Below are 12,480 nucleotides of genomic sequence, written 5' to 3' on the forward strand. Positions count from 1 at the left end.
GCGCCGCCGCCCACGCCGTGCAGGCACGGCGTGGGCGGCGGCGCTGACCGGGGAGTTACGCGGCCGCGTAGCGCCAGAAGTGGCGCAGGACGCTGGACGGGACCGGGCCCTGGGCCTCCAACTGCGTGAGCAGGATGGTCACCAGGCCCGTGGACGGCGTGATGTGGGCCGCCGTCCCCGTACCGCCCACCCAGCCGTAGCGGCCGGGCACGTTCCACGGGTCGAGGGTCTGGACATCCACCGAGCCGCCGAAGCCCCAGCCCTGCCCCTCCAGGAACAGGGTCCCCGCGTCGCGCTGGGAGCGGGTGAGGTGGTCCGTCGTCATCTGTCTGACGGACGCGGGGGAGAGCAGCGACCTGCCCGCGTCCGTCTCGCCGTCCGCGAGGAGCATCCGGGCGAAGGCGTACCAGTCGTCGAGGGTCGAGACGAGACCGCCGGCGCCGGACGGGAACGGGGGCACCGTGCTCCACTGGCCGTCGGGGGTGTCGATCGGTTCGAGGCCGCCCGCCTCGCTCTGCCGGTAGTAGTACGGCACCCGGCCGCGCTTGCCGGCCGGCACCTCGAAGCCCGTGTCCACCATCCCGAGCGGTCCGAACACCCGCTCCGCCAGGAACTCCGGCAGCGTCCGGCCCGTGACCCGGGCGATCAGCACGCCCTGGATGTCGGATCCCATGTTGTACAGCCAGCCGTCTCCCGGCTGGTGCAGCAGCGGGATACGGGCCAGCGCCGCCATCCACGCGTCCGGCGCCGGGACGTGCTGCGGCTGCGGCGGCCCTTGCAGCAGCTCGCTGAACAGGGGGGTCACCGCGGGCAGCGAGAAGTCGGACGGGAAGCCGTGCCCGGAGCGGAAGGTCAGCAGGTCGAGCACGGTGATCCGCCGGACGGCCGGGACCACGTCGTCCACGGGCGAGGCGGGAGTCCGTACGACCATCGGTGACGCCAGCTCGGGCAGCCATTCGTCGACCGGGTCGTCCAGCGCGATGCGGCCCTCCTCGACCAGCATCATGACCGCCGCCGCGACGACCGGTTTGGTGATCGAGGCGATCCGGAAGATCGAGTCCCTGGTCAGGGGTGTGGTGCCGGCGGCGTCGGCCGAGCCGGCCTCCGCCACCTCGATCCGGTCGCCCCGGGCCACCATGGCCACGGCGCCCGGCAGCGGGCCCTCGCCCACCTGTGCCTGGAGCACACCGCGCAGGTCGCGCGGAGCAGTCGCGTCGCTTGTCGCCATGGGGGTCAGCCCGTCCTTCCGGTGGTGGTCCGTGCCCGGTTGGTGCTCAGCGCTTGCGCAGGCGCAGCGACGTCCAGCTCGCGTCGGCCGTCCAGCCGCCGTCGACCGGCAGCGCCGTACCGTTGACGAAACCGCTCCGTGCCGGATCCGCCAGGAACGCTACCGCCTGGGCTATGTCGTCCGGCGCGGCGAACCGCCCCATCGGCACCCGTTCCACGATGTCGTCGTCCGTGTACCCGCCGGACGCCTGGTCGGCGGCGTCCATCTCGGTCTTCACCCAGCCGGGGCAGACCGCGTTGACCCGTACGCCCCGGCCTCCCCACTCCCCCGCCAGCGTGCGCGTGAGGCCGATCAGGCCGTGCTTGCTCGCGTTGTACGCCGCGCGGTCGGAGACGCCGTGCAGTCCGGCGATCGACGCGATGTTGACGATCGAGCCGCCGCCCGCGTCGAGCATCAGCCGGCCCACGGCACGCGACAGCAGGAACGGTCCGGTGAGATTGACGTCCAGGACCCGCCGCCACTGGGCGGCCGTGGTCTCCTCGGCCGGCACGAGCAGGGAGACACCCGCGTTGTTGACGAGCACGTCGACCCGGCCGAAACGCTCACGGGCCTGGTCGGCCAGCCCGTTCACATACGCCTCCGACGCGACGTCCCCGACCACGGTCAGCGCCTCCGCCCCGGCCGCCCGCACGGCGGCGAGGGTGTCCACCGGGTCCACGATGTCGGCCAGGACCAGCGCGTACCCCTCCCCCGCCAGGACCTCCGCCACCCGCCGGCCGATCCCCTGCGCCACGCCCGTCACCACCGCGACGCGGTTCATGTCGCCTCCCCCGCCGTCCGCACCTCGCTCCATACGCAGAGTCTGCACCCCACCACTGACAATCGGCCTTCGTCGCGAGCAATGACCGCACGGTCGTTCGGTTAGTACACTGGCCGTGTGACAGAAACGAGCACCGACGGACGCATCGCGCGCGGGAACCAGACCCGCCAACTGATCCTGAAGCACACCGTCCGGATCGCCTCGGTCGAAGGTCTCGGAGGCCTGTCGCTCGGCCGGCTGGCCGGGGAGCTGGACCTCAGCAAGAGCGGGGTGTTCGCGCTCTTCGGCTCGAAGGAGGAGCTTCAGCTCGCCACGGTCCGCGCCGCCGCCAAGGTGTACGTCGAGCATGTCGTCAGGCCCGTCCTGGACATGCCCGCCGGCGTCGCCCGCGTCAGGCGGCTGTGCGACGCGTGGCTCACCTACTCCGAGAGCCGGGTCTTCCCCGGCGGCTGCTTCTTCTACTCGGTCTCGGCGGAGTACGACGCACGCGAGGGCAAGGTCCACGACGCCGTCGCGCAGGCACGGCTCGACTGGGTCGCGTTCGTGAACCAGAACATCGAAGAGGCCCGGCAGGCGGGCGAGCTGGCGGACGACACCGACGCCCCCCAGCTCACCTTCGAGATCGTGTCGCTCCTCGAAGGCGCCAACGCCGAGTCCGTCCTGCACGACGACTTCAGCTGCTACGCCAGGGCCGCCACCGCGATCCTCAACCGGCTGCGGGCCGCGGCGACGGATCCGGCCGCCCTGCCGCCCGGCCCACTCGCGCCGCCCGCTCCCTGACCACGAAGTCCCTTACGGACGCGGTGACTTGCGGGTCGCCGATGATCCGCCGGTGGCCGAGCCCCGACGTGACGACCAGCTCCGCCCGGTCGCCCAGCGCGTCGGCGAGAGCGCGCGAGCAGGCCGGATCGACCATGTCGTCGTCCGCGTCGTGGACGACGAGCACCGACGCCGGACCGGCCTCGGGCACCGTACGCGGCACCGAGAAGCGCGACCAGATGTCCTCCTCGCCGGGGAACAGCTCCCGTTCGACACGGCCGCGAAGCTCCGCGTTCAACCGCGCCCGCAGCCCGAGCCGTTCGCAGAACCGGTCCACGAGATACGCGAAGTCGGGCACCCCGCTGATCGCCACGAGCCGCTCCGTCCGCACGAGCCTCGACTGCCGCGACTGCCGCGCCCCGCCCTCCCGGAGCGCGAGGAACGTCGCGGTGACCCCGAGGGAGTGCGCCACGACCATCTCGAACGGCCCGTGCCGGGCGTCCAACTCCGCGATGATGTCGCGCAGATCGACGATCGTCATCGTCTCGCCCGTCGCGTCGCCGTGGCCGGGCGCGTCGAAGGTGACCGGGCTGAGGCCGAGGTCCAGCAGTTCGGAGACCAGCGGGGCGAAGCGCGAGCCGCGCGACTCCCAGCCGTGCACCAGCAGCACCGGGCGTGCGCCTGTACCCCACCGGTAACTGACGGCCTTCCCGCCGCCGACGACGATCTCGCCCACTTCGGCCCGGTCCGTCAACGGGCGCTCGTCGGACCGCAGGCGGCTGCGACCGCGTGGCTTGCGGAAGAGGCGGAAGGCGGCGCCGCCGGCGAGGCGCGGCGCGACGTAGGACGCGCCGTTCAGGGCGGTGCGGACAGCGGTCATCGCGAAGTCCATGCCACGTTCTCCTTGGACGAGGTCGGGTCAGGGCGTGACATTAGCACGATCGTTCGGCTAGTTTTATTGCGAAACTGAACGTACGGTCGTGCTGACGACCCGACCGGAAGGCGGCAGACACATGGGGCCCAACCAGGAGTTCAAGAACGAGCTTGACCGTCTCATCGACCACCAACTCCTCCCCGAGGAGCGCGACTTCGTCTGGACGTACGACCGGGCCGTGCTCCTTGAGTCCGTACGCGTCCTGGAACACGCCGGCCCGGCCGACTGGGCGCGCCCGACGCCCTGCGCCGACTGGGACCTGCGCGCGCTCGTGTCCCACATGGCCGGCCAGCACCACGGCTTCGCCGCCGCCGCGGACGGCGCGGGCGCCGACCTCCGCCACTGGCGGCCCAGACCCCTGCCGCCCGGTGACAAGACCCTCGAAGACAACCCCATCGATGACGACCCGATCGGTGACGACCCGGTCGCCGTCTACCGCGCCGCCGTCGCGCGCGTCACCGAGTCCTTCGCCCGGCCCGGAGCGGCGGAGCGGCGCTTCGACCTGCCCGAGATCAGCACCACCCGGCCCTTCCCCGCCACCGTCGCCGTCGAGTTCCACTTCCTGGACTTCGCCGTCCACACCTGGGACATGGCGAAGGCCGTCGGCCTCGACTGGGAGCCGGCCGACGACATCGCGGAGGCGGCCCTCACGGTCGCGCTGCGCGTGCCGGACGACGAGCGGCGGCTCGCGCCGGGCGCCGCCTTCGGCCCGGCGCGGGCACCGGCCCGCGACGGCCGGCCGTTCGACCTCGTACTGACCACACTCGGCCGGTCTCCTGCCTGGACCCCCTGAACCGCCGCTCCACAAGCAGCAGAATGGAGCGCATGACTGAGAAGAACGATCACGAGTCGCACAACGCCCCGGCCCCCGACTGGGAGAAGCGTTTCCGGGCGCCCCGCGTCTCGCTGCCGGAGTGGGCCGAGGACGCGCCCGACCGGTCGCTGTTCGTGTCCAACGCGACGGGTACGTACGAGCTGTACGCGTGGGACCGCGCCACCGGCGCCCAGCGGCAGGTGACCGACCGTCCCAACGGCACCACGGACGGCGTGCTGACCCCGGACGGCCGGTGGATCTGGTGGTTCAGCGACACCGACGGGGACGAGTTCGGCGTCTGGAAGCGGCAGCCGTTCGGCGGCGGGGATGACGAGCCCGCGACGCCCGGCATCGGGGCCTCGTACCCCGGCGGTCTCGCCCTCGGCCGGGACGGGACGGCGGTCGTCGGCTGCTCGACCGACGAGGACGGCTCCACGATCCACGTCCTGCCGCCCGGCGGCACCCCCGTCGAGATCTACCGGCACCGTGAGTCGGCCGGCGTCGGCGACCTGTCGCACGACGGAACGCTCGTCGCCGTCGAACACACCGAGCACGGCGACGCCATGCACTCCGCGCTGCGCGTGGTCCGCCTCGACGGCACGACGGTCGCCGAGCTGGACGACACCAAGGGCGGCGCGCTCGAACTCGGCCTGTCCGTACTCGGGTTCGCGCCCGTCGACGGCGACACCCGGCTTCTCGTCGGGCACCAGCGGCGCGGTCGCTGGGAGCCGATCGTGTGGGACGTGGCGTCCGGCGAGGAGACCGATCTGGCGATCGAGCTGCCCGGGGACGTGTCGGCGGAGTGGTATCCGGACGGCTCCGCGCTGCTGATCGTGCACAGCTTCGACGCGCGCAGCGAGCTGTGGCGCTACGACTTCGCGCGGCGCGAGCTGACCGCGGTCGAGATGCCCGCCGGGACGGTGTCGGGGGCGACGGCCAGGCCGGACGGCTCGGTGGAGTACCTCTGGTCGTCGGCGGCCCACCCGCCCGTGGTGCGGTCCACGTCGGGCGGCGTCGTGCTCGATCCGCCGGGGGCCAAGGCGCCGGAGTCGGTGCCGGTGACGGACGTGTGGGTGGAGGGGCCCGGTGGCCGGATCCACGCGCTGGTGCAGCGGCCGGCGGGCGAGGGCCCGTTCCCGACGGTCTTCGAGATCCACGGCGGCCCGACCGCCCACGACCGGGACTCCTTCACGGCGGGGCCCGCGGCCTGGGTGGACCACGGTTACGCGGTCGTACGGGTCAACTACCGCGGCTCCACCGGCTACGGCCGCGAGTGGACGGACGCGCTGAAGCACCGCGTCGGCCTGATCGAGCTGGAGGACATCGCGGCCGTGCGCGAATGGGCGGTGACCTCACGCCTCGCGGACCCGTCGAAGCTCGTGCTCTCGGGCGGTTCGTGGGGCGGCTATCTGACCCTGCTGGGCCTCGGCACCCAGCCGGACGCGTGGGCGGTGGGCCTGGCGGCCGTACCGGTGGCGGACTACGTCACGGCGTACCACGACGAGATGGAGGCCCTGAAGTCCATGGACCGCACACTGCTCGGGGGCACGCCGGAGGAGGTCCCGGAGCGGTACGAGGCGTCGTCCCCGCTGACGTACGTCGACGAGGTACGCGCCCCGGTCTACATCTCGGCCGGCCTGAACGACCCGCGCTGCCCGATCCAGCAGGTGGAGAACTACGTGAACCGCCTCGCGGCGCGGGGTGCGACGCACGAGGTGTACCGCTACGACGCCGGTCACGGCTCGCTGGTGGTCGAGGAACGCATCAAGCAGGTCCGCCTGGAGCTGGACTTCGCGGAGCGGCACCTCGCGTAGGGGACCGGCACCTCGTCCAGCGGACCGGCACCTCGCGCAGGGGCGGGGCGCGCCGCCAGGGGGCCGGGGGGCGGGTCCAGGAGACACCCGCTCCCCACTCCCGTGCGGGCGCTGCGTACCGTAGAGGGGTGTATCGGTTCCTGCTGACGCCCCGGTGGTGGGGCATCAATGTCTTCGTGCTGCTGGCCATCCCCTTCTGCGTCTTCATGGGGACCTGGCAGCTCGGCCGTTTCGAGGACCGTGTCGATTCGCACCGGAGCGCCGAGTCCGCGCCCGATCCGGGCAAGCGGGCCGCCGCGCCGCTGGCGGAGCTGCTGCCCGTCGACCAGGAGACCTCGGGCCGGCACGCCACGGCCAGCGGTACGTACGCGGACCAACTCGTCGTCCCGAACCGCGAGTTGGACGACAAGACCGGCTCGTACGTGCTGGCGCTGCTGCGCACCGACGACGGCAGGGCACTGCCCGTCGTACGCGGCTGGCTGCCGGCCGGCGCGGAGGTGCCCCCGGCGCCGAAGGGCGAGGTCAGCGTGACCGGGGCGCTTCAGGCACCGGAGAACTCGGGGACCGACGGCGCCGACACCCGAGGCGGCCTGCCGAGCGGCCAGGTCGGGATCATCAGCGGGGCGTCGCTGGTCAACCTCGTGCCGTACCAGGTGTACGACGCCTGGGTCACGGTCACCGAGCCCGAGGCCGGGCTGACGCCGGTACCGGCGCGGGCGCCGCAGGGCAGCGGGCTGGATCTGAAGGCGTTCCAGAACCTCGGGTACACGGGCGAGTGGTTCGTCTTCGTCGCCTTTGTGCTCTTCATGTGGTTCCGGCTGTTCCGGCGCGAGACCGAGGCCGTCAGGGACCGCGCGCTCGGCCTGGAGACGGCCGCGTAGTCACGGCGCCCGCCGTGACCACCGCCCCACCGCTACGCCGCTACGACGCTTCCAGCACACCCGTGCGGTAGATCGTGCCCGCGCACGCGTTGTCGATCGTCGTCGTCGCCGGTGACTCCGAACCGGCCTCCGGGGTGTGTACGACGTCGATGCTGCCGTCCTCCACCGGACCCTCCTCGCGGCCGAGCTGCGGCGCCGTCTCGACCGGCGTCGACCCGGTGCCGTTCGTCGCCCCGCCCGAGCCGCCCTCCGTGGGCGAGGGGTCCGGTGACGGCTCACCCTTCGGACAGGTGTCGGTCGGCACCCAGGCGAACATCACCTCGTACGCCCCCGAGGGCGGCAGCACCAGGGTGGTCGCCTCCAGCGACGGGTCGGGCAGACCGCTCGCGGGGTCGCCCGGAGTGTGGTCCACCACTTCGATCTTGTTCGGGTCGGCGGCGCCCGTCGCCTGGAAGCCGACGGAACCGTGGCCGCTGACCGAGCAGTTGGTGCCGGAGTTGTTGGAGACGCGGAATCTGCCGTACACCGTGCCGTCGGCCTGCGGTTCGCCCGACTCGGCCGAGCTGACGACGAGCTGACTCGCGTCGCACGTGGCGGCGGCGCTGGTGAAGCTGCTCTCCGGGTCGAGGCCGTCGCCACCGGACGTACCGCCCGTGCTCCCGCCGTCGCTCGTCTCGGGCTTGTCCTTGCCGCCCGAGCCGCCCTGCCCGTCGTCCTTCGCGTCCGACGGGCCCGCGCCGTCCTTCTCAGGGTCTTTGGGGCCACCGTCGGAGCCGGTCCCGCCGTGCACCTGCTCGCCGTGGCCCACGTTGAAAGACTTGTCGTCCGAGGAGCTGCCGGTGTTCGCGACATGGACGAAGGCGGGCACCGCCGTACTGATCAGCAGCGCGGCGGCGGCGACGCCGACGAACGCCTGGCGCTTGCGCGCGCGCCGCGCGGGCACCGCCCTGCGCAGGTGGTCGAGGGCTCCGGCGGAGGGCTCGATCTCCTGGACGGCGCCGTGCAGGAGCCGGCGCAGCGCCAGCTCGTCGGCGCCACCGCTCTCCCCGCCGGCGTCGCCCGCGCCCCCCGCACCGCCGAACAGCGCGGCGAGCGGCTGGGTCTGCGCCTCGGCCGGGGCGGGAGCCTCGGCCTGGGCGGCGGCCTCGGGCCGCGCCTGCGGCTGGGGTTGAGTCACATCTGCTTGGGGGTCACTGTCGGCGGCGCCGTCCGCGCCCCGCGTGCCGTCGGCCACACCGTGGAGGTCTCCGCCCGGTTCTTCTTCCGGCCCGTTGTTCACAGTTCCATTTCCAGTCGACTTGGCTGTCGGACCGTCCGGCCCCTCCGGCCTTTCGTGGTCCTGGTCGTGCTCGCGCCCGCTCATGCCGTGGCCTCCATGGCGATACGCAGCGCCGCGATGCCCCGCGAGCCGTACGCCTTCACCGAGCCCAGGGATATGCCGAGCGTCTCGGAGACCTGCGCCTCCGTCATGTCGGCGAAGTAGCGCAGCACCAGCACCTCGCGCTGGCGCCGCTGGAGGCCGCGCATCGCCTTGATCAGCGCGTCACGCTCCAGCAGGTCGTACGCGCCTTCCTCGGCGCTCGCCATGTCGGGCATCGGCTTCGACAGCAGCTTGAGCCCGAGGATGCGGCGGCGCAGCGCGGAGCGCGACAGATTGACGACCGTCTGGCGCAGATACGCCAGGGTCTTCTCCGGTTCGCGTACGCGGTTGCGCGCCGAGTGCACGCGGATGAACGCTTCCTGTACGACGTCCTCGCAGGAGGCCGTGTCGTCCAGGAGCAGCGCCGCGAGGCCGAGCAGCGAGCGGTAGTGCTGCCGGTAGGTCTCGGTCAGGTGGTCGACGGTCGTCCCTGTCGCCATCGCGTCGTCAGCGCCCTCGCGCCGGTCCGGAATACCGGCCGGGCGCGCCGCTGGCATGGGGGCGATCACCGGCATACCGCCGGGCCTGCGGGGTCGACGGGTCGGCCGCACCGAAGTGCCGCGAACCGGGACGACCGCTGTGAAATCGAGAACCTCTGCCACGCCTGTTGGACACGCTTGCCCCGCCCAGGGTTGTACGTGTTCGTCGCCACATTTGACGATGCACCAATTGCCCTCATGCGTAACCGATCTCCCCCACATGCCCCATTTGCCCACGGCACCACACAGGGGCGACCGCATAGACGCTTCCGGTCAACCAGCGGTTGCAGAAAGTCGAATGAGCATCGTCCGCCACCGGAACACCCCAGTTCAAGTGGCTCAGACCAGCGATTTGCTCACAGGGCGTTCACAGATTCTACAAAAGGCCGGACCGCCAACCCCGGCGGCTCCCGCTCCCGCACCCACCCTCACGCCCACCCGAACACCCGCCGTCAAACGTCCGGCTACGCCCCGGTGAACTCCGCCGTGAACTCCCCGGCGACGGCCTCCGCGATCTGCGCGCAGTTGAGGGCCGCGCCCTTACGGAGGTTGTCACCGCACACGAACAGCTCCAGCGCCCGCTCGTCGTCCAGCGACCGCCGGACCCGCCCCACCCACGTCGGGTCGGTGCCCACCACGTCCGCCGGCGTCGGGAAGTCCCCCGCCGCCGGGTTGTCGAACAGCACCACGCCCGGCGACGTCGCCAGGATCTCGTGCGCCCGGTCGACCGTGACCGGGCCCTCGAAGCGCGCGTGCACGGCGAGCGAGTGCGCGGTGATCACGGGCACGTGCACACACGTCACCGCGACCTTCAGATCGGGCAGGTCGAGGATCTTGCGGGTCTCCTCGCGGATCGCCATCTCCTCGGACGACCAGCCGTCCGCCATGAGCGACCCGGCCCACGGCACGACGTTGAGCGCCAGCGGCCCGCCGAACGGGCCGGTGATGTCGCCGACCGCGCGCCGTACGTCCCCGGGGTTCGTCCCCAGCTCCGTACCGGCCACGACCGACAACTGCCGCCGCAGCGCCGACACGCCGTCCTGTCCGGCGGCGCTGACCGCCTGGTACGAGGAGACGACCAGCTCGCGCACCCCGAACTCGGCGTGCAGCGAGCCGACCGCGACGATCATCGAGAGCGTGGCGCAGCCCGGACTCGCGATGATGCCGCGCGGGCGGAGGCGCCCGGCGTGGGGATTCAGCTCGGGCACGACGAGCGGTACGTCGGGATCCATCCGGAACGCGGCGGAGGCGTCCACCACGACGGCGCCCTGCGACACCGCGATGGGTGCCCACTGGGCGGACACTGCGTCCGGTACGAGGAACAGCGCGACGTCCACGCCGGCGAGCGCGGCCTCGCTGAGCGGCACGACCTCGGTCTGCTCACCCCGTACGGCCAGCTTGCGGCCGGCCGCGCGGGGTGAGGCGAGAAGGCGGATCTCGCCCCAGACGTCGGCGTGTTGCGACAGGATCTGGAGCATGACGGCGCCGACGCCCCCGGTCGCGCCTACGACCGCGAGCGTCGGCCGGCCGTTCATCGCCCGGTGCCTCCGTAGACCACGGCCTCGTCGGACTCGGTGTCGAGCCCGAAGGCGGTGTGTACGGCGCGGACGGCCTCGTTCACGTCGTCCGCGCGGGTGACGACCGAGATCCGGATCTCGGATGTCGAGATCAGCTCGATGTTCACGTTCGCCTGGGACAGCGCCTCGAAGAAACCGGCCGTGACGCCCGGGTTCGTCTTCATGCCGGCGCCGACGAGCGAGATCTTGCCGATCTGGTCGTCGTAGCGCAGCGAGTCGAAGCCGATGGTGCCCTTCGCGCGCTCCAGGGCGTCGATCGCCTTGCGGCCCTCGGTCTTGGGGAGGGTGAAGGAGATGTCGGTCAGCCCGGTCGACGCGGCGGACACGTTCTGCACCACCATGTCGATGTTGATCTCGGCGTTCGCGATCGTACGGAAGATCGCCGCGGCCTCGCCCGGCTTGTCCGGGACGCCGACGACGGTGATCTTGGCCTCGGAGACGTCGTGGGCGACTCCGGAGATGATGGCGTGCTCCACCTGCTGGTCCCCTTGCGGCTCGTTGCTGACCCAGGTGCCGCGCAGTCCGGAGAAGGACGAGCGGACGTGGATCGGGATGTTGTATCGGCGTGCGTACTCCACACAGCGGTGCAGCAGCACCTTGGAACCGGACGCGGCCAGCTCCAGCATGTCCTCGATGGAGATCCAGTCGATCTTCCGGGCCTTCGGGACGACGCGCGGGTCGGCGGTGAAGACTCCGTCGACGTCCGTGTAGATCTCACAGACCTCGGCGTCCAGCGCGGCGGCGAGGGCGACGGCCGTGGTGTCCGAACCGCCCCGGCCGAGCGTGGTGATGTCCTTCTTGTCCTGCGACACGCCCTGGAACCCGGCGACGATCGCGATGTTGCCCTCATCCAGCGCCGTACGGATACGGCCCGGCGTGACATCGATGATGCGCGCCTTGTTGTGGACCGAGTCGGTGATGACGCCGGCCTGGCTGCCGGTGAAGGACTGGGCCTCGTGGCCCAGGCTTTTGATCGCCATGGCGAGCAGCGCCATGGAGATCCGCTCCCCGGAGGTCAACAGCATGTCCAGTTCCCGACCCGCGGGGATCGGGGACACCTGCTCGGCGAGGTCGGTCAGCTCGTCCGTCGTGTCGCCCATCGCCGATACCACGACGACCACTTGGTGGCCGTTCTTCTTGGCATCGACGATTCGCTTGGCAACGCGCTTGATGCCCTCGGCATCGGCAACGGAGGAGCCTCCGTACTTCTGCACGACAAGGCCCACGTGCGCTCCTCGATCAGTCATGCCGCAGTCGTTCATCACTGCGGTCGGCTCAGTCTAACGAGCAGGCGCATTCCGCTTCGGGTATATCGCATCGTGAGATGTCCGGCTCACGCCTTGATCACCGGGGAAGCGGGGCGGCTGCACGGTGGACATCCATGCCCGGTCTGACGGGGACCACGCGGAACGTGGGCCGGGTCACACGCGGATCACGCCCGGTTGGTGGAGGGCGGGGAGGCCGTTCACGTCTCCTTCGGCGCCTGAGGCAGGAAGCCCAGGGCATGCCCGGCCCGTACGGCTTCGCCGGCCGGCATGTCGAGCCGGATCGACGAGACCCCGGTGTCCGGCAGCAGTTCCGGATCCATCGCCACTCTCCCTCTGTCCTACAGGGCGCACGCCGCGTCGGCGATGGTCTGGTCGATCTGACGGCGGGTCTGCGCGGCCACGCGCGGGTTGGTGGCCCCGTGGTGCGTGTACGCGTTCAGCCCGGTCGCCAGCGCGAACCCCCGCCCGCGCGCCCACGTGGCGTCG

Annotated in this window: 12 protein-coding genes; 4 read left to right on the forward strand and 8 right to left on the reverse strand. The window is 71.7% G+C overall.

Annotated elements, in window-relative coordinates; all coding sequences use genetic code 11:
- Positions 1 to 55 precede the first annotated feature (55 nt).
- Positions 56 to 1,228, reverse strand: a complete 1,173-nt coding sequence (locus BHU15_RS27300) for a serine hydrolase domain-containing protein (RefSeq protein WP_069629613.1) — start codon at positions 1,226 to 1,228, stop codon at positions 56 to 58.
- 46 nt (positions 1,229 to 1,274) lie between these two features.
- Positions 1,275 to 2,048, reverse strand: a complete 774-nt coding sequence (locus BHU15_RS27305; RefSeq protein WP_069629614.1) for an SDR family NAD(P)-dependent oxidoreductase — start codon at positions 2,046 to 2,048, stop codon at positions 1,275 to 1,277.
- Positions 2,049 to 2,165: 117 nt separating this feature from the next.
- On the opposite strand from BHU15_RS27305, the gene BHU15_RS27310 reads away from it, so the two are divergent.
- Positions 2,166 to 2,828: a TetR/AcrR family transcriptional regulator gene (locus BHU15_RS27310; RefSeq protein ID WP_023539752.1), complete on the forward strand. Its 663-nt coding sequence runs from the start codon at positions 2,166 to 2,168 to the stop codon at positions 2,826 to 2,828.
- On the opposite strand, the gene BHU15_RS27315 is transcribed toward BHU15_RS27310, so the two are convergent.
- Positions 2,755 to 3,699, reverse strand: a complete 945-nt coding sequence (locus tag BHU15_RS27315) for an alpha/beta hydrolase (protein WP_079128411.1) — start codon at positions 3,697 to 3,699, stop codon at positions 2,755 to 2,757. The two genes, BHU15_RS27310 and BHU15_RS27315, sit on opposite strands and share 74 nt — an antisense overlap.
- Before the next feature lie 88 nt (positions 3,700 to 3,787).
- Here BHU15_RS27315 and BHU15_RS27320 point away from each other — a divergent pair, with 88 nt between their 5' ends.
- The 3 genes from BHU15_RS27320 (at position 3,788) to BHU15_RS27330 (ending at position 7,250) form a co-directional block, all read left to right on the forward strand.
- Positions 3,788 to 4,534, forward strand: coding sequence for a maleylpyruvate isomerase family mycothiol-dependent enzyme (locus tag BHU15_RS27320; RefSeq protein ID WP_141726894.1), 747 nt, complete (start codon positions 3,788 to 3,790; stop codon positions 4,532 to 4,534).
- Between the two features lie 32 nt (positions 4,535 to 4,566).
- Positions 4,567 to 6,369 (forward strand): S9 family peptidase, encoded by a 1,803-nt coding sequence (locus BHU15_RS27325; RefSeq protein WP_438284987.1) that lies wholly within the window; start codon positions 4,567 to 4,569, stop codon positions 6,367 to 6,369.
- Positions 6,370 to 6,497: 128 nt separating this feature from the next.
- Entirely contained in the window at positions 6,498 to 7,250 is a 753-nt protein-coding gene (locus tag BHU15_RS27330; protein WP_069629616.1) for an SURF1 family protein, read from the forward strand.
- 40 nt (positions 7,251 to 7,290) lie between these two features.
- Here the strand turns inward: BHU15_RS27330 and BHU15_RS27335 are convergent, their stop codons facing one another.
- The 5 genes from BHU15_RS27335 to BHU15_RS41600 form a co-directional block, all read right to left on the reverse strand.
- Positions 7,291 to 8,427 (reverse strand): DUF4232 domain-containing protein, encoded by a 1,137-nt coding sequence (locus BHU15_RS27335; RefSeq protein WP_255293230.1) that lies wholly within the window; start codon positions 8,425 to 8,427, stop codon positions 7,291 to 7,293.
- Between the two features lie 182 nt (positions 8,428 to 8,609).
- Positions 8,610 to 9,272 carry a SigE family RNA polymerase sigma factor gene (locus BHU15_RS27340; protein ID WP_079128414.1) on the reverse strand — a complete coding sequence of 221 codons (663 nt, stop codon included), beginning with the start codon at positions 9,270 to 9,272 and terminating at the stop codon, positions 8,610 to 8,612.
- A gap of 341 nt (positions 9,273 to 9,613) precedes the next feature.
- On the reverse strand, positions 9,614 to 10,684 hold the full coding sequence (locus BHU15_RS27345) for an aspartate-semialdehyde dehydrogenase (protein WP_069629618.1): 1,071 nt from the start codon (positions 10,682 to 10,684) through the stop codon (positions 9,614 to 9,616).
- Complete coding sequence (locus BHU15_RS27350; protein WP_023539760.1) at positions 10,681 to 11,952, reverse strand: aspartate kinase; 1,272 nt, start codon at positions 11,950 to 11,952, stop codon at positions 10,681 to 10,683. The genes BHU15_RS27345 and BHU15_RS27350 overlap by 4 nt, the downstream gene beginning before the upstream one ends.
- Positions 11,953 to 12,191: 239 nt before the next feature.
- Positions 12,192 to 12,314: a hypothetical protein gene (locus BHU15_RS41600; protein WP_255293231.1), complete on the reverse strand. Its 123-nt coding sequence runs from the start codon at positions 12,312 to 12,314 to the stop codon at positions 12,192 to 12,194.
- Positions 12,315 to 12,480 lie beyond the last annotated feature (166 nt).

This window comes from Streptomyces niveus (assembly GCF_001723055.1).
GTDB lineage: Bacteria > Actinomycetota > Actinomycetes > Streptomycetales > Streptomycetaceae > Streptomyces > Streptomyces niveus.